Below are 18,297 nucleotides of genomic sequence, written 5' to 3'. Positions count from 1 at the left end.
TTTAGCATTATTTAAAACACAACCAAAATCAAATTGTACGACATGCACAAAGGTCCCTAAGAGATCTGTGCCGGCACGGTATAAAAAACCAGGAGCGCTCTCACCCGCCCCTGGTAAAATGCCTGAGCCGGTGTGACACTTCTCTGTATCCAACTTTATCAACTCAAACATCCCAAATGTATGAAATATTGCCAGCATGCAAGGCCCTTCCGTGTGCCAGGGCTACGCTCAACCATGCCTGACCGTTCACTTGTTACAGGCAAATCCGGTGCACATCTCACCTTCAAAAAAAGACTGATCATGCAACTCAAAATAGTCACCTTGTTGCTGACAGTAGCCTGCCTGCAAATCAGTGCCAGGTCTATGTCACAACAGATCACACTATCCCGGAAACATGCATCTCTCCTGAGCGTTTTTGAAGACATCAAAAAACAATCTGGATACAGTTTCTGGTATGAAGACATCATGCTGAAAAAAAGCAAACCGGTAGATATACAACTGCAAAACGCCTCGCTGGAACGCACCCTGGCAGCCATCTTCCAGGACCAGCCCTTTTCGTATGAAATCATCGGCAAAGTGATTGCGCTGAAAGAAAAACAAACCAGCGCAGAAACAAAGGAGCCTGCCCCGGAGTTTACACAGGACAAACGGAAAATAACCGGTACCGTAAAGGACAGTACCGGCACCCCTATCCCCGGTGTTACCTACCTCGTAAAAGGAACTAAAACCGGTGGCGCCACAGACGCCTCCGGACACTTTTCCGTTGAAGCGCCACAGGGGACCGTGGTACTGGTGTTCTCCTCCATCGGCTTCCAGCCCACCACTGTTACCGTGGGCAGCTCCAACACCGTCAACGTGGTACTGCACGCTGCCTCCAGCGGCCTCAATGAAATGGTGGTGACCGCCCTCGGTATCAAACGCCCAAAAGGCACACTGGGATATGCTATCAGCACCATCCAGGGTGAAGAACTGACCAAAGCCGGTACCACCATGAACCCCTTCCTCGCTCTCTACGGTAAAGCTGCCGGCGTAGGCGTGAACATGGGCGCTTCCGGTCCACAGGGCGGTATCAAAATCAATATCCGCGGCGCCGCCAGTATGAACCCCGACCAGAACATCCGCCCGATGTTTGTGGTAGACGGTGTTATCCTCAGCGACCGTAAAACATCTATCGGCGGTTCCGTAGGCCAGGGCTTCGATTACGGCGCAGGTATCAACGATATCAACCCTTCCGATATCGAATCCATGGTTATCCTCAAAGGCGCGAAGGCTACCGTACTGTATGGCAGCGATGCGGCCAACGGCGTGGTGCTCATCACCACCAAAAGCGGCCGTAACAGCACCGGTATGGGCATGACCGGCTCTATCCAATACACCAACGAGCAACCGGTATCTTACCTGAAACTGCAGGACCAGTACGGCCTCGGTGACAATATCTACGATACCGTGTATGCCACCGTGAATGGACAGAAAATCAGGACCATCCCTAACAAACGCTTTAGCTTCGGCCCTAAATTCGATGGCGCCAACGCGATGTTCTACGATAGCTCCATAGTAAAAAATTCACCGCACACCAACAACTTCCTGTCGCTCTTCAATACCGGCCGTTCCACTACCGGTAACGTGGCCATCGCCGGCAGCAACGACAAAGGAAGCGTGCGTGCATCTTATACCAACTACTACTATAAAGACATCAACGGCGACAACTCCTGGCAGAAAAGAAACACCTTCAGCTTCAACGCCAACTACAAAGCCTCCAATCTTGCCAGCTTCGAAGTGATCTCCAATATCTACAACATCACCAGCATGAACCGCCGCGGTTCCAACGATGGTTCTGTAGCCTGGGGCCTGCCGCTGGATTACGATTATAAGCTGATCTACCCCTTCTATACCGATCAGACGGGATATAAACGAGACCTCTCCCTCGCCGGCGTGCCTACCGCGTTCTCCAACCTGGGCGCCTTCATGTGGGACCGCTCCCAAAACTCCCTGAAAGACGATAAGGTGCATATGATCACGTCTGCCAAAGTAACGCTGAACTTCACCCCGCACCTCTTCCTCGTGGGACAGGCCGGACTTGACTATGACAACACCAATTACACCACCGAAAAGAGCGTGACCAGGATACTGCCCAGCGTTGCCGACGGTTCTTTCGGTATCGCCAAAGAAAACGCTACCGTACAAACCTACCAGGCGTTGCTGAACTACAACCGCTCGTTCATGCAGGACAGGCTGCACCTGTTTGCCTACACCGGTGGCGCCTACCGCCTGCGGTCTTCCGACTACCTCGGCAGTTCCACCATCGGCGGTCTCAACTTCGCAAACCTCTACTCTTTCAACAACGAATCCGGTACGCCGTCTGCCGCCAACCTGTATCAGATCAGAAGCTTCAACCGTGGCAACGACGTGTTGTACAGCTGGCTGGGCTCCGCGTCCCTCTCCTGGAAAAGCGAGCTTACCCTCGAATTACAGGGCCGTATGGACTGGAACTCTACCCTGCCTCCTGAAAACAACAAATACTTCTATCCCGGCGTAGCCCTTAACTGGAACTATACCGAACGTTTCGCTATCCCTGGTATGAACAGCGGTACCCTCCGCCTGTCATGGGCCGATGTGGGCAACGGTACCAACCGTTACTTCGCCAACAACCTCTATAGCTTCACCCGGTTGTCCAATACCACCGCGCTCTCTATCACACCGCCGGATGCCATCCTGCCCGGCGCACTGAAACCGGAACGTAAAAGAGAGTTTGAAATCGGTATCAACAACTCCTTCTTTAAAGACAACCGCCTGACGATTGATTTCTCTGCGTATAGCAATCACCGTTACAACCAGATCTTCAACCTGCCTATCTCTCCCGCATCCAGCTCTACAGGGCTTAAAATCAACGTGGGCGACGTGAAAGCATGGGGACTGGAACTGGGCCTCACCGGTACGCCGCTCATCGGTAAAAACTACAGATGGGACATCACCGTGAACGCTGCCAGCCAGGGTTCCAAAGTAATGCGTCTCTATCCAGGCGTAACCAACAACCCGATCTCCAACCTGATCAACGGCTCTGCTGCTTCCATTCACGCGGATGAAGGACGCCCGTACGGCGAAATCGTGATGTACGACTACCTCCGCGATGATGCCGGTAACAAAATCGTAGGTTCTAACGGCATGTATTCACTCAACAACCAGAAGTCGATCGTTGCCGGTAACATCATGCCTAAATTCTACGGCGGTATCATCTCAGACTTCAACTACAGGAACTTCAACCTCCGCATCGGTCTCGATTACAAATCCGGCGGTACCATCTTCTCCTATACCAACAACCGCCTCACCGGCGTAGGTGAACTGGAAAGCACCCTTCAGTACAGGGATGAAGCACACGGCGGCCTTGCTTATTACTATGACGCCAGCGGTAATATGGTACCATGGCAGCATAACCAGCCTGCTCCTGCCGCCGCGCAAAACGGCCGCGTATACCACGATGGTATCGTTCTTCCGGGTGTAATGCTGGACGCCAACGGCAAGTCTGTTCCTAATACGCAGATGACCAATGCCAGCAGCTATTACATGAGCTATGCCAACGACCTGGCCACTTCATTCCCGCCAGACCGCCTGTACAAAAACAACTATATCAAAGTAAGGGAAGTAGCTCTCTCCTATGAAGTACCACGCGATTTGGTAAAACGTGCGAAACTGCAAAAACTGGTTATCACCGCTGCGGCACGTAACCTGTTTTATCTCTATAAATCCATTCCCAACATTGATCCGGAAGGCGCGCTGGGTGCAGACTCCTATGTAGAAAACAGCATCTATCCAACACTGCGCACTTTCTCCCTGGGACTGAACGTTGCTTTCTAACGCATAAAAAAACACAACATGAAAAAATCATTCTTGTATATAGCCATGATGGCGACCGCCACCTTCACCGCGTGTAAAAAAGATGTGGAGAAACGGTTCTATGATCCGGACAAACTGAACGCCACCGTTACCGACGTAGTACCGGGGTTGTTCACACAGCTGATCACCAACAACAAAATATTTGTACAGGACTACGGAGAATGGTACTACCTCCTCAATGGCGGCACCAGCATTACCGGCTATGAACAGGTGGCACAACGGTACATCTCCTATCGTTACGATTGGTTCAGCAGCTATAACGACCTGGTAAGCGGCAACGGCTTCGATGATTTTCCCATCTCCGGCCAGTCTTATTTTCAGAACAGTTATACCAAACTGAAAAACTATGAAGTCATTAAAGACTCTGTGGAACTCCGTACCGGTCAACTGAAACAGGATGGCGATGTATACCTGAAACTGGCCACCTTCGTGAAGTTGTACCAATGCGGCAAACTGGTGGATTTCTTCAACTCCATCCCCTACTTCGACGCTTTTCAGGGCGTAAAAGGCGGTGCCCAATACCTCTTCCCGAAGTATGATGACCCTAAACAGGTGTACCAGTCAATCATCGCTGACCTGGGCGGATTAGTCAACACACTGCCGACAGCTTTCAGCCAGATGTCCGCTCCCGCTAAAATAGTTTTCCAGCAACAGGATTACGCGTTTAAGGGAGATATCAACAAATGGGTGGCATTCATCAACTTCACCCGCCTGAAAATGCTGGTACGTATTGCCGGTGTGGATGAAGCATATGCCAAACCTTTGATACAGGAAGCATTAGGCAAACCGCTGCCTACCACCGATCTTACCTGGACCATGTGGTACAAGATAGATGTACTTGGTGGCGGTACCTGGCAACGTGGTCTTTATGAAAACACCTATGCGGCTTTCATTCCCAATATCATCATGAAACGGTTGAACTACGGTGACTCTACCTATCAACCCGGTATTGACGACCCACGCCTGCCGGTACTGGCGATGCCCACCAAATTCAAAGACTACCGTGGTGTATCCGCCAATATCGAAGAGCAGACAGCACTCTATAACAGTGGGCAGAAGTATTACGCTTTTGCTGATAACCTGGCTTCCTCACTGTCTACCAATGCTAAATCCATGTATAGCCATATCACGCTGCACCGTAATGAAAATCTGCCGGTGTACATGGTGACATTGGGAGAACTGGACCTGCTGTTGGCGGAGATTGCGCTGAAAAACCTCGGCAATACCGGTAAAGCCGCTGAAGAGCATATCAAAGATGAAGTGGTGCATTCCACTAACTTCTGGTACTATCTCAACCAGCTCAGCACCTATGGACGTGGCACACTGGATTCCGTACTGTATCCTTCCAAGCCAACAGACGCTATTGTCTACGGCTGGGGCGATAATATCAAAGCCAAATTCCTGGCAGCGCCTACGTTGGAAGACAAAATGGAAATCCTGATGCAGCAAAAATACATCCACCTCAACCTGCTGCAACCTTATGAACTCTGGGCGGAGCTGAGAAGGACGCGTCACCCGAAACTGGAGCCTTTCACCTGGCATGCTTCCGTATGGAAACCGATGCCTGAGAGAGTACACTATCCTACCGTGGAGCTGACCAACAATCCGGATAACTTCGCGAAGGTGGCCAACGAAAACAATACCACTTCTCCGATCTTCTGGGTACCCGCAAACCAACGTGGCGTTGTGCCTTACTGGAACAATTACAACTACCAGTAAACTATAGCTGATCACATAAAAATCCCCCATTGATAAAATATCAATGGGGGATTTTTTTATCTATACCCAAAATGTTTAACTATCCCTGAGCTTCAACTGTAGCGTAAGACGCGTTAGCCACCAATTCCGCAATGCGGTTGGAAATACCGGCTTCATTATCATACCATGCCACTACCTTCACCAGGTTGCCGATCACCCTTGTCATGGTGCCGTCTACGATAGATGAATGGGTATTGCCCACAATATCAGCAGATACAAAAGGTTCTTCCGTGTATTCGAGGATACCTTTCAGATCTGTTTCCGCCTGTTGTTTGAACAGGGCATTGATTTCCGCAGCTGTAGCCGTTTTTTTCAGTACGAGTGACAACTCAGCGATGGAGCCGTCAATCACGGGCACACGGTAAGAGAAGCCGTCCAGTTTGCCTTTCAGCGCGGGCAACACATCACCGATAGCTTTCGCTGCGCCGGTGGTGGTAGGTATAATAGACTGCGTGGCCGCTCTCGCTCTTCTGAAATCCTTATGCGGGCCGTCCTGCAGCATCTGGTCCATGGTAAAGGCATGTACCGTGCTCATAAAGCCGGATTCTATGCCGAAAGCCTTATCCAGCAAAAACAGCGGAGGGGCGATACAGTTAGTGGTGCAGGAAGCGGTAGACAGAATTTCATCTGTCGCCTCTATAATATCTTCATTCACGCCTGCCACGATGGTTTTCACACCGCCGGAAGCCGGTGCCGTGATCAGTACGCGGCGGGCGCCGGCGCGGATGTGGGCCTGTGCCTGTTCTTTATGGGTAAACCTTCCGGTTGATTCGATCACCATATCTACATCCAGTTTGCCCCAGGGCAAATTGGCGGGATCTTTTTCGTTGGTCAGCAGTATTTTTTTTCCGTTAACGATCAGGTGTTGGTCTGTATGGGAAACAGTGCCGGGAAACTTCCCGTGGGCGGTGTCATATTTGAAGAGGTGGGCCAGGATGTCAGCACCCATCAGGTCATTGATGGCTACTACTTCCACATTGTCTTTATGCTGTAAAGCTCTGAGGGTCATTCTTCCGATACGGCCGAATCCATTGATAGCTATTTTCATCGCTTGAATAATTTTGGTTACAGTACAAAAGTACCCCAACCGTCACTTGTCTCAAATGACGAAAAATATACAGTTTCTGCCACATCAATGGTGGAGGGAGGTACGGAAATTCCGGCGATAATCGCTGGGCGACACGGAAAGATGACGAAGAAAGACCCGCCGCATGGACACCATGCCGCCAAGGCCGCATTTTTCAGCGATCTGTTCTATGCTGAGATCACTCTCTTCGAGGTATTTGCGGGCCGTTTCCACCCGTAGTTTTTCCACAAATTTAGCTGGTGTAAGCCCGCACTCTTTGAGGAACACACGGGCGAAGTTACGGGGGCTCATATTCGCGTGTGCTGCGAGGCGTTCCACGCTCAGGTCTTCATGCAGTGTCTGTACCATCCAGGGCCGTAATTTACCGGCGAGGGTATTGGCCAGCTGGTGATGATCGAGCAGGTCACCGAATTGTGTCTGGTACCCGGGTTTCCTCAGGTAGATGACCATCTTTTTAGCGACCAGCGCCGCCAGGTCGCGGCCATAATCCTCTTCCAGCAGGGCAAGGGCCAGATCGATACCGGAGGCCAGGCCCCCCGACGTATATACGTTCCCGTCACGGGTATAAAAAGGATTGGTATCTACCTGGACATCGGGGTGCTGCTCCTGGAAATCCTGGCTGTATTGCCAGTGGGTGGTAGCGCGGCGGCCATTCAGCAGCCCCGCCCGCGCCAGCGCGTACGCCCCGATACAAACGGAGCCAATACGGCGCAGGCGGGGATACACTTCTTTCAGCCATTTATAAAAATCGTGGCGGTTGTATTCAAAAAATTCAGTGCCCAAACCGGCTATCAGCAACGTATCAATAGGCCGGTCCAGCTCTGCTACCGTTACCGGGCATACCACTTCTACACCGCTTTGCGTTTTCAGGTGATGGCCCTCTCCCGGCGAAGCCAGCAGTATCTCATACCCTTCCTCCGGCTGCTGCGGATCATTGCGGAGTATTTTAGTGGCCTGCGCGAAAACATCGCAGGGACCGGCAATATCCAGCAGGGACGTACCTTCCATCGGTACTATGACGACCAGTTTTTTGGATGCAGACATCTGATATTTTTTCAAAAGTACACAGAAAAAACGGCCTATTCAGGTACTACCCGTTTCAGCAGCTGCTGCGCCGCCTTCTTCACGGTACTGCTGCCCTGCCAGGCGTTCAGCAGGTTTATCACCTCCGCATTACGGATATTGCTGTTATTGATGGCCAGTACTTCCGCATATACTTCCAGCAGCTTTTTCAGGTCTTTTACCGGCGTTTCTGTAAACACAGACAGGCAGGCCGTCAGCAGCATTTCCAGTTCCTCATTTTGCAGGCGGCTGACCTGCGTTTGTGCGCTGATCAGGTCGGTGAGCCGTTTCATGGGCGCCCAGGCCACCCGCTGCTGCAGACCGATCATCCGTCCCAGTTTTTCACTGCTGATGCGGTCAGGCAGACGGCTGCTCCAGTATTCGGTAGCGTACCCCTTCACGGTTTTATCAGCGTGCAACATAGACAGGGCAATAGAGAGATACCTCATTTCTGAAAGCGGGATGTCCAGGCTGTGCAACGTTTTCAGCGTGTTTAACACGATACCTGTTTCGTTCACCTCATAATACCCGGAAGAACGCTGACAGGATTGCAATACCCTCGCCAGCAGCACATCCGGATGATTAGGCGTCAGCAACAGCAGCCTGGCCACATCCGTAATCGAAACAGACATGTATTGTCCCACGCCATTCAGGTATTCCTGCAACAATGGTGTGCTTCCCTTGAGAATATCGCCCTCCGGAAAGGTAATGTTCATCACCAGTTCCTCTGACATATACCGGTCATATTCTCTCTTTTCTGCGTTGTATTTGCCATAGGCAAGGTACGGCTTGCCACCTGTTTTCCACTCATAGGCGCCGTTGAGCAGTGCTACCGGCAAGCGGTTATACGAAAATGCCGCAAAAGCCTCATAAGTGGTGAACGGCGCCTTGGTCAGTCCGACCTGCATCCAGGCAGCTTCCATCGTGAAGGGCCCCTGCGGCAAAGCAGCGGCATTCAACAGGAAAGTAAACAACTGCTGATATTCGCCGGCCGGCCACTGCTGCACTAACGTCAGCGCTGCGGCAGTATCCTGCAAGGCACACCGCGCGATCGCTGTCTGTAAATCCAGTACGTCCGGCTGTACGCCGGCAGACAGGTATTGTGTCATGCGTTGCACCAATATCACCGGGTCTATCCAGCCCGGTTCGTGCGTAGGCGTGGAAAGCAATGGCAACGGATCTTTCTCCCGGATCTTTTTCAAAGCCAGTATCAGCAATTTCCGGTGAGGCATATATACTGCCGTCTCTGTACGTGAAGTCTTCCAGTGCTCCAGCTCAGGCATCTCATGCCTTATACGCCACCAGTGCTGGGCGCCTTTGGCGTCATTCAGTTTTGCCGTATAGCCGGCATCGTTATCTGCCATCCATTTGCCATAGTTCAGAAAAAAAACAGCAAGGGTAACATCCAACAGCCCCATGTTGCCGGACGGCCGTTTCAACACGGTAGCGGCCCGTTGCAACGCAGGCTCCAGCTGCCATAACATCTCAGTGGTCATGGTATCCTGCGCCGCCAGTAACATAGCCGGCAACAGATCAAAATGCCAGGTGACGTTATTTTCAAAAACCTGGCTGGCAAAAAACACCAGGTCTTCAGTAACAATACGGTTATGTTCCCCGATCAGCGGCAATCTCTCCGTTTCTTCGTGCGCTGCGGTTTCCACTTCTTCATGATCTTTCATCAGCTCCTGCAAAGCATGGCGCGTGCTGGCGAGCATACTGCCTGCATATTGGGAAAGCTGCTCACTTAAAGCAGCATCATTTTTATCAGCCCATTGCAATATCAGTTTCGCGGCTTTGGCCTGTAAATCTTCCTCTTTGGAAAGGAAAGCCGCACAGAGCTCCAGACAAGCCTGTGGCTTAATTTCCGGGTGTATTTTACCAGCCTTCTCCAGTATCTGGATGGTGGTGGTGATAATATTCTTTTTATCAGTCGCCATCACCTGCGGCAGATGGTCCAGCAATGCCTGATGATCAAACGCTTTTTCCGTGGCCAGTACCTTCAGATAACCCAACGCTGCGTTGACAGCTTTCGTTTGTGGAGAACTTAACGCCTGTAGTAACAAAGGCTGTAGCTGCATCAGCTCTGCTTTCTCAGGCTTCAGCAATGTCAACAGGTCCACAAACCAGCCGGCCTGTAGTTTATTGAAATTCCGGTTAACGGCTTTCAGGCATTCTTCCAGTACCCGCATCCGGTCGATGGTATCATCGCCGGTGTACTGCTGAATAAACCCTTTCCAGTTGGGCTCCAGTTCACCCGTTTTTTTGCTGTTCGTCCAGCTGTCACTGAAATGTATATTGGATGGATATTCGAACAGGTACCAGAAGTGTTCTGTCAAAGTAATGGGGAACTCAAACAAACGTGCAGGTTCGTACAGCCGATGGTTCCCGTTAATCGCCATCGGCAGCCTGCTTACTACCAGTGCAGGCGTTAACGTAAGTAATCCGCGGGCGTGCAGGTCCAGCATCTGCCAATAATTCACATCACCAGGTAAGGTATCCTTTTCAGCCATTTCCTGCATCCATCCATCGAACCAGTCTGGCATATACCAGGAGATAACTTTCTCCAGCAAACGCTCGCGGAACAACGTAAAATGGAAATTAGAACGCTGAAATGCATTACTGTCGTAACACACAAATGCAGCGATGGCCAACATCTTCGCCTGTTGTGCTGTCATTCTGCTCTTCCAGCCGTTGGAACCAACTTCCACAAACGCTGAGTAATAGGCCGCCAGTTTGGTCAATCCCGGTTTAAGTGCTTTTTTTTCATCAGGGGTTAAACGTTGTAAAAATGGCACGATATCCTGTTCGCGCTCCATGGTCAACAACTGCTCCAGTTCTTCCAGATGTGTCATACAATCATTTTTCGGGTTAAATGTCAATTGATCTTTTTTCGTACAGCAAGAATATGTTTGCAAGGGCCGCGTTCCCCCTGGTGTTTGGCAAACCAGGTACAGGTACAGCGCGCCATATCACCATCGATCATCACGGTATGAGTAACGCCACTTCCGGCAACACGGGCTTCCACCTTATCTTGTTGCCGGGAGATGATGGCCACTTTATCTTCCGCTAACAGCTGCTCCGCGTCTTTCATGCGCGGGTTCAGGCTCATGATCCTGTTGAGCTTAAATGGCAGGCGGCGGTAAAAATATACGTTGTCGTCCAGGTCAAATCCCAGCAGCCCCATGGCAGCAAGACGCGTTGTCAGCTGGTCTATCTCTTCAAAACCCGCCTGCTCTTCCACCGCCAGCAAAGTGGCATTAAATTCCTGGTTCACATGCCCGTACTTGTCCATCGCGCTGATGAGGCGGTCCGGCACATCAGCAATGAGTGAATCCAATGCGGCGCCCTCACCTGAAAAGCCACGCCAGGCCTCACGCGACAGGCTAAGGCTAAATCTTACGTTACCAAAATACAACTGCCACGTAGTGCTCTGCATGTCCGGATGCACAAATACCTGCAGTTCGTCAGCCAACGGCAACAATGGCTCCAGTAAGCGCAGCCGGTGTATGCCGCCCACACAAACAGCATTGGCCGCTTTCACCGGGGAAAACGCAGGCCTGTTGCCTCGCACGGTCAGGTAATAATCCGTTTTCACAGCGCCGGCCGGAATGCCCTGAAACAGCTGCCGCAGCTGCACCTTGTTCAAAGTATGCACTTTCTCTGACGCCGCCAGGAACAGTTGCACTGTTGTCAGGCCTTTGATCCATTTCACCGGCAACGGCACTTTCTTTTCTGTAATACGCTCCGTAGGCTGGCTTTGTACGCTGATTTCCCGCGCATTCACCGTCAGCTGCAAAGTATCGTTCCTGCTGACAGCATGCAAGGCATTGATCATCGGCTGATTGAAATCCACGTTCACCGTACCGCTGGCTGGAAAACTGCCGCTATGGCCTCCTGGCAGTACGTCCACCCGCGCATATACGCCTGCACATTGGGAAAAACCTTCAAACCGAAGTTTCTCCGCACCAGTGGTCACAATCGGGTCTTTCATCATGGCGGCGGTAGCGGGCGTAAGGGTAAATGATGATCTCACCACATTCGACAAAGCTATCAGGCAACGGGCCGTGATATAAGGCTGTTCCAGGCTTCCCTGGAAAAAAGCCGGACCGGTGGCCTTTTCTGTCTCACTATATCCCGCCAGCAATAAACGGGGCGCTCCCCCGGCAATAAAAACCGATGGAACTGGGTAACTGTAACTGATAGTGTTCGTCTCGGGTATCATGTCAATGGTAAAATGGAACATTCATTTCTATCCTGGCATTTCGGATATAGGCAATATGTGTATCTGAACAAAAATAGTGTAAGGATCAATAACATATGCCCTTTATTGCCACATCTGCAATGATAATTTTTTTACCATCTGTTTTTTATATTTTTACCTGGGAGATCATGATCTCCATATTAACCCTGTCAATTCAGCTATAAATGCCCAAAAGCCTTTACCTCAGAAGAAAACATTCCGGGGGAGCAATCAACAAAAAAGGAAACGATTACGAAACTTGTTTTGCCTGTTTTAAAATAATGCAGCTAACGGAAAAGTTCAGGTCCCAATTAAACAGCATTGTAGTATCCAGTCAGGGAAGAGGATATGTCGATGATTTATGGATACAAAATCTAATCCCCGGGGAACCGCATGAAACTTGTTATCAACTTAGGACCTCGCATACGCTGCATTGGGGTAAAAGAACAACTCCGGGTACTTTATCATACGACTTTCACCAGCAAAAAGATAATCTCACCAAAAAAGGGGTTAATTTTTGTCTGGAATTGGTCGTATCCAAACGAAAAGTACACAAGTCTATGCATTACAATCTAGCCAAAACACTAACCAATGTGTGTACCGTGTATCACTTTCCGTGGTCCAATACAATTGATAGGCAAGTGGTGAATTGCAGAGTATTCAGGCAGGCAGCAACAGCACTTTGTGCATCCACCGATACAGATAAACTCCAGTCATTGGTCTCCCATTTTGTAGGAGCCTGGGTTGCGAGTGGCGGGCAAAACGTTTCCCTCGATCACTTACTGGCTAAAATTGAGTCAAGGGGCGCCTATATATTTCTCAAATCTGCTACCGTACTTACATTATCGCCGCAATTAGTTGCTATCCTCGATGTTATCCCCAACTTCAGGTACCAAATTGTACAGGGATACCTTGCTTACTACTATGGGGACTATGATAGTGGCTTTGTGCCATATATGATTAATTCTCAGGAATTTCGTAATATTGAAAGTGAGATTATTGCGGAACATCCGGCCACATTCAACGAACTGGAACCTCTAATCCTTTCATAATGCGCCAGTTAAGCACATACGCACAAAATTCATCCAAGGTAAAATCACTGTTGGACATGCTTTCAGACCTGAATACCGGGATTGAAGACTATGCCAGTGCCTTTTACCAGCTTGGAGGCGCGTTATCAAACATCATCCGGGACACTCAAAAATTATCCTCCCAAAGCACTATTACGCTCGCCTGCTCATCTGAAGATGCGGACTGGTTATCTAAAGGTATACTGGATGATCTGGAACAACATACCGCAAAGATCAACCTGGCTGTATTCTGGAACACCCGCGCAGATGCTTTTGAAAATAAAGACTATCCTGTTGCTCCGATTATTAAAAAGTATATTGAATCGTTGGATGATGTGGACATTCTCATTATCTGCAAATCAATCATAAACACGTCTTGTGTTGTTAAGACAAATTTGACTTATCTGATAGAAAGAATTAACCCGCAAAAAATAATCATTGCATCTCCGGTTCTCTTCGAACAGGCAATACCCAACCTTAAAAATGAATTCGCTCAACCTATCAGCAGCAAATTTGAGTTCCTTTACTTCGCAAAAGATACCGAAGTAAACAGTCTCGGCGAAGTTATTCCAGGGATCGGCGGTTCAGTATATCAACGCCTGGGACTTGAAAATACCCAACAAAAAAACAAATATCTTCCGGGCATTGTGAAAACAAGGCGTGCCAATCATCATACCTCCTGTTAACCCAGCCAGACAGCTTGAATTTGCTATTCAAATTTTCGCTTAATGTACCCTGTTATGCCGGGAAAAAACTAATTTCGGGATACATTATCCATGCCACTATTTGAATAATGAAAAACGACTATGAAACTTACTGCCTATTCCGATAAACCCGTCTCTTTTTTTAATACGATCTGTCTGCTGCTGGCTGTGCTATCGCTTACCCTTGGCATGGCAGTGTTTTACCTGATTGATTTTGCACCGGCTTTTTATCTTGAGTTGTTTGTCGGCATACTGTTTTTCTGCCTGCCATTACTGCATCGGCGCATCGGTATAGATAGGGTTATCCTGATATTTTTTGTGGTATTGGACGCTGCGCTGGTGTTTTATGGTATCGTGCTGGGACCTATCTCCGAAATACACCTGCTTGCCGCCTTCCTCATGGGTGCTTCTGATCTGCTGATGACCAGCAGGAAAACACGGAACCTGTTCTGGACCTATGTTGGCGCAATGGTCGTCCTCCTGGAGCTGAATTATACGTTCCACTGGTTTAAACCTATCGCTTTCAGCCACAACAGCATGCTGGCTATCCGGCTGATCGTTGTGCTGACCGGTACGGCGCTCAATGGTATCATGCTTTATTTCTATATCAAACAGGTGCGAACCATGATGGCGGAACTGAAAAAAGCGTCCGAAGCCAAAACAAAATACCTGCGGGAAACCAATCATGAAATCAGGACGCCGCTGACCTCTATCATGGGTATCGCCGAGGGGCTCAACGAAAAAGTGGCACAACTGAATGACAGCTCGCTGGTAACTGCTATCCGTAAGGAAACGGAACATCTGCAGGTGGCGTCCCTCCTGATCAGGGAAATTATCAATAATCAGCTGGACCTCGCCAAGATAGAAGAAAATCAGTTCAACGAAGTAAAAAATGAGAGCTTTAACCTACGGGAATGCATCAACGAATGTATACTGATGCAACGCCCCATCGCGTCTTCCCGGAAAATCAATGTGGTATTGAACTACGATGCCCAACTACCGGAATATATCCTCTCCGACGATACCATCCTCAGCAAAATCATCAACAACCTGGCGTCCAACGCGCTGAAATACGCCGCCAAAAACACGGTAGTGCGCTTCAATGTATTAAAAGCCGGTGAGCAAATCCATATTGAAACACACAATATCAGTTCGCTGAATCCGGAACAACTCAATGAAATCTTCCTTCCCTTTGTATCTCACGCCAACAGGGAAAACAAATCGGAAAGCACCGGACTGGGACTGTCTATCACCAAACAACTGGTGGAAAAAATCAATGGCACGATTACCGCCGATGCTTCCGGCAGCACTACCAGTTTCACGTTGAGCATCCCGCTGAAAGAAGGTCATAAAGTACAGGAGGCAGGTCATGTTGAACCGGTAAAAGAAATATACCAGGACTATATTATCCTTGTACTGGAAGATGATAAACTCAATCAGGCCGCTTTCCGCGCAGCGATTAAAAGCATGGGCGCAGTGCCCTACTTTGCGGAAAACGGGGCTGAAGCCCTGGAATTGCTGAAGATGATCACACCAGACCTGATCATCACTGATGGTAAAATGCCTGTCATGGATGGAAAAAATTTCCTCCGGGCATTGCGAGCCAATGATAATGACGCCACCCGCTATATCCCCGCTATTGTTTCCTCCGGAGAAACATTCCTGCAGGAACAGGAGGAATTTATAGCAGCCGGCGCAACGGACTTCCTGTTAAAACCCTTTACTAGAAAAGAATTGGTGGATATGATCCGGAAATACCTGCCAAGCATAAAACTGATGAAACCTTTTATGTAACCGGTTTATTCTGCTTTCAGGCTGTTTACCGGATTGACCAGCGCCGCACGGACCGTCTGATAGCTGATAGTACAGATGGTGATGACCAATGCACCACCGGCCGCTATTACAAATACGCCAGGCCCGATATCGATGCGATAGGCGTACTTGTCCAGCCAGTATTGCAGGCTGTAAAAAGCTACGGGCACAGCTATACAACAACCAATAAACACCAGCAGCACAAAATCCTTCGATAACAACATCCACAGCTGCACGATGGAAGCTCCCATCACTTTACGGATGGCAATTTCACGGGTACGCTGCGCTGCCATAAATGCTGCCAGGCCAAATAAGCCCAGACAGGAAATAAAAACAGCCAGCGTGGCAAAAACAGCGGCCAGCTTACCGGACAGCACCTCCAGCTTAAACTTCTTATCGTAACTATCAGCTGTAAACGTATAGTCGTAGGCGTATCCCGGATTATATTTATTGAAAACAGGAGTGATCTTCGCCAGCGCTGTATGTACATCGGCCTTGTCTGACAAGCGGTACAACAAGGTAGCGGCATCATCTTCCTGGTGGGTGAACACTGCTGGTTCCACTGGTTTAAACGGAGATTCCATCACTGCATCTTTTACTACACCGGCAATGACTACACGCACCTTCCCCCGCCAGCTGATATGCTGACCTGTTACCGGAGCAGTAAGTCCCATCCGCTTTACCGCCGCTTCATTGATGATCACATAACCCGAATCTGCAGCCTGCAATTCATGAAAATCCCGTCCTTCCTTCAGCTGCATGCCCATTGCTGAGAAATAGCCCGGTGATATCCCAATTTCCGACACCACCAGCGGCTGATTGCCCTGCCGGCCGTTCCATTCTTCCACCACCGTGCGTGACCAGATGGACGTTACCGGATTGGAAGCCCTCACCACACTTTCTACCATACCGGTCTGCAACAGTTCCTCCCGCAGCGCGCGATAGTTCTTCTTCATATCCTCGCTGATATAAGTGTAGAGCAAACCGGAAGTGTTGTAACCTACCGGCCGCTTTTTGGCATATTGTATCTGTTGATAGATAATGATAGTACTAATGATCAATGCCACCGACGCTGCAAACTGCGCTACTACCAATACTCTACGGGGAAGTACCGCCGACCGGCCCGCCTGATGACCGCCCTTCAACACCTTTACCGGTTCAAAGGAAGACAAGTAAAAGGCAGGCCTGCTTCCCGCCAACACAGCGGTAACAACAATGAACAACAATAATATGCCCCATGCCGGCAACTGATGATAAGGGATAGACAATTCACCATCAATCACGCGGTTAAAAACCGGCAACGCCAGTTGTAAAACACCAATGCTCAATACCGCGGCCAGGCTGGTAAGCAGTAGCGATTCCAGCAGGAACTGCAATACGAGGTCACGCCGCCCGGAGCCAATAGCCTTACGTACGCCCACTTCCCGGGCACGCTTTTCTGACCGGGCTGTCGACAGATTAATAAAATTGATGCAGGCAATCAGCAACACCAATATCCCTATCAGGGTAAACATCCGCACATAAGTGATAAAACCGCCACTCTCCTTCCCATTCTCAAAATTGCTGTAAAGCCGCCACCGGTCCATCGGATGCAGGAAAACCTGCTCTGTCCTGCGAGGACTGTAACGATGAATGATATCTTTTATCTGTGCCGACACTTTTTCGAAAGACACGCCCGGTTCCAGCGCCACAAAAGCCTGTGAAGAGTTATCGCCCCAATCGTTACGGGCATCCTGCATCCAGGGCTGGGTTTGTACCAGGTAAGAAAAAGGTATCAGGTACTGAAACTGCAGCGTGGAATTGGCCGGTACGTCCTGAATAATGCCGGTCACCTTTAAATCGTGCTGGTTATCGATACGGACAATCTTGTTGATGGCGTCTGTTGTCCCAAACAACGTTTTGGCAGTAGTAGCACACAACACAATAGAATACGGGTCCTGTAAGGCTTTGGCGGCATCTCCTTCCAACATGGTAAAACGGAACATCCGTAAATAATCCTCGCTCACACCGCTGCCCCTGATATAAAGTTTTTTGTCTCCGGCAATCAGCCCATGATTGATAGGCCAGTCTGTTACGGCCACATATTTAATACCGGGGATATCTTTCCGCAAGGCATCTACCAGCGGAAGCGATACCGTACTCACCGTTCTCACGCCCCCATTGTTGTCAGGGTTGTTCTTCATCACCTGGTAAAGATGTTCATGACCAGGTAAAAAACGATCATAGGAGTATTCGTTTATCACCCACAGGGTGATCAGCAAACCCACGGCCATACCGGTACCCAACCCCAAAATATTGAGCGTGCTGTAGACTTTATTGTTAAGTACATTACGCCAGGCGGTTTTTAGATAATTACGAAACATGGGGGACGTTTTTTTGAAAGATACTTCCAGGGCACCAATAAAATGCCATTGCAACAAACAAATGATAATCAATACACTACAGAAAGTTCTGTTGTCCGGTTTTAACGCACCCTGTTCGTTTATGGACAATTGGTTTTGATAACGGGAAATAAAAAAACCGCTACATATTTGTAGCGGTCTTGAGATTTTTGAGAGTTTTCAATGGGAGGTAGTTACTCTCTTTTTTGTTGCCCAACCTGGATTCGAACCAAGACAAACAGAACCAAAATCTGTCGTACTACCATTATACTATTGGGCAATCACCAATGGG

At 49.4% G+C, this 18,297-nt stretch carries 10 protein-coding genes and 1 tRNA gene; 5 read left to right on the top strand and 6 right to left on the bottom strand.

Annotated features, from left to right (window positions below):
• The first annotated feature begins 180 nt into the window (after positions 1-180).
• Together HGH92_RS16465 and HGH92_RS16460 are read left to right on the top strand one after the other, a co-directional pair.
• Entirely contained in the window at positions 181-3,852 is a 3,672-nt protein-coding gene (locus HGH92_RS16465) for a SusC/RagA family TonB-linked outer membrane protein (RefSeq protein ID WP_168871867.1), read from the top strand.
• An 18-nt stretch (positions 3,853-3,870) separates the two neighbouring features.
• On the top strand, positions 3,871-5,610 hold the full coding sequence (locus tag HGH92_RS16460; RefSeq protein WP_168871866.1) for a SusD/RagB family nutrient-binding outer membrane lipoprotein: 1,740 nt from the start codon (positions 3,871-3,873) through the stop codon (positions 5,608-5,610).
• A 79-nt stretch (positions 5,611-5,689) separates the two neighbouring features.
• On the opposite strand, the gene gap is transcribed toward HGH92_RS16460, so the two are convergent.
• From gap to HGH92_RS16440, 4 genes are all read right to left on the bottom strand, one after another.
• On the bottom strand, positions 5,690-6,697 hold the full coding sequence (gene gap, locus HGH92_RS16455) for a type I glyceraldehyde-3-phosphate dehydrogenase (RefSeq protein ID WP_168871865.1): 1,008 nt from the start codon (positions 6,695-6,697) through the stop codon (positions 5,690-5,692).
• A gap of 84 nt (positions 6,698-6,781) precedes the next feature.
• Positions 6,782-7,780 (bottom strand): GlxA family transcriptional regulator, encoded by a 999-nt coding sequence (locus HGH92_RS16450; protein WP_168871864.1) that lies wholly within the window; start codon positions 7,778-7,780, stop codon positions 6,782-6,784.
• A 35-nt stretch (positions 7,781-7,815) separates the two neighbouring features.
• Positions 7,816-10,650 carry a DUF6493 family protein gene (locus HGH92_RS16445; protein ID WP_168871863.1) on the bottom strand — a complete coding sequence of 945 codons (2,835 nt, stop codon included), beginning with the start codon at positions 10,648-10,650 and terminating at the stop codon, positions 7,816-7,818.
• 23 nt (positions 10,651-10,673) lie between these two features.
• Positions 10,674-12,020, bottom strand: coding sequence for an SWIM zinc finger family protein (locus tag HGH92_RS16440; RefSeq protein ID WP_168871862.1), 1,347 nt, complete (start codon positions 12,018-12,020; stop codon positions 10,674-10,676).
• A 203-nt stretch (positions 12,021-12,223) separates the two neighbouring features.
• Here HGH92_RS16440 and HGH92_RS16435 point away from each other — a divergent pair, with 203 nt between their 5' ends.
• From HGH92_RS16435 to HGH92_RS16425, 3 genes are all read left to right on the top strand, one after another.
• On the top strand, positions 12,224-13,090 hold the full coding sequence (locus HGH92_RS16435) for a hypothetical protein (RefSeq protein WP_168871861.1): 867 nt from the start codon (positions 12,224-12,226) through the stop codon (positions 13,088-13,090).
• A complete protein-coding gene (locus HGH92_RS16430; RefSeq protein WP_168871860.1) occupies positions 13,090-13,794 on the top strand; it encodes a hypothetical protein in 705 nt (234 codons plus the stop codon). The genes HGH92_RS16435 and HGH92_RS16430 overlap by 1 nt, the downstream gene beginning before the upstream one ends.
• 120 nt (positions 13,795-13,914) lie before the next feature.
• Positions 13,915-15,606: a hybrid sensor histidine kinase/response regulator gene (locus tag HGH92_RS16425; RefSeq protein WP_168871859.1), complete on the top strand. Its 1,692-nt coding sequence runs from the start codon at positions 13,915-13,917 to the stop codon at positions 15,604-15,606.
• Between the two features lie 5 nt (positions 15,607-15,611).
• Here the strand turns inward: HGH92_RS16425 and HGH92_RS16420 are convergent, their stop codons facing one another.
• Together HGH92_RS16420 and HGH92_RS16415 are read right to left on the bottom strand one after the other, a co-directional pair.
• Positions 15,612-17,987, bottom strand: coding sequence for an ABC transporter permease (locus tag HGH92_RS16420; protein WP_168871858.1), 2,376 nt, complete (start codon positions 17,985-17,987; stop codon positions 15,612-15,614).
• A 227-nt stretch (positions 17,988-18,214) separates the two neighbouring features.
• Positions 18,215-18,285 (bottom strand) — tRNA-Gln (locus HGH92_RS16415).
• Between the last annotated feature and the right edge of the window lie 12 nt (positions 18,286-18,297).

The sequence above is a fragment of the Chitinophaga varians genome, from assembly GCF_012641275.1.
GTDB lineage: Bacteria > Bacteroidota > Bacteroidia > Chitinophagales > Chitinophagaceae > Chitinophaga > Chitinophaga varians_A.
Note: the sequence above shows the minus strand (reverse complement) of the source record. Positions and strands in the feature narration are given on the sequence as shown.

Excerpts from the sequence above, each read along its gene's own strand:
- HGH92_RS16465 (WP_168871867.1), top strand. The coding sequence starts at position 181 with ATGAAATATTGCCAGCATGCAAGGCCCTTCCGTGTGCCAGGGCTACGC.
- HGH92_RS16460 (WP_168871866.1), top strand. The coding sequence starts at position 3,871 with ATGAAAAAATCATTCTTGTATATAGCCATGATGGCGACCGCCACCTTC.
- gap (WP_168871865.1), bottom strand. The coding sequence starts at position 6,697 with ATGAAAATAGCTATCAATGGATTCGGCCGTATCGGAAGAATGACCCTC.
- HGH92_RS16450 (WP_168871864.1), bottom strand. The coding sequence starts at position 7,780 with ATGTCTGCATCCAAAAAACTGGTCGTCATAGTACCGATGGAAGGTACG.
- HGH92_RS16445 (WP_168871863.1), bottom strand. The coding sequence starts at position 10,650 with ATGACACATCTGGAAGAACTGGAGCAGTTGTTGACCATGGAGCGCGAA.
- HGH92_RS16440 (WP_168871862.1), bottom strand. The coding sequence starts at position 12,020 with ATGATACCCGAGACGAACACTATCAGTTACAGTTACCCAGTTCCATCG.
- HGH92_RS16435 (WP_168871861.1), top strand. The coding sequence starts at position 12,224 with ATGCCCAAAAGCCTTTACCTCAGAAGAAAACATTCCGGGGGAGCAATC.
- HGH92_RS16430 (WP_168871860.1), top strand. The coding sequence starts at position 13,090 with ATGCGCCAGTTAAGCACATACGCACAAAATTCATCCAAGGTAAAATCA.
- HGH92_RS16425 (WP_168871859.1), top strand. The coding sequence starts at position 13,915 with ATGAAACTTACTGCCTATTCCGATAAACCCGTCTCTTTTTTTAATACG.
- HGH92_RS16420 (WP_168871858.1), bottom strand. The coding sequence starts at position 17,987 with ATGTTTCGTAATTATCTAAAAACCGCCTGGCGTAATGTACTTAACAAT.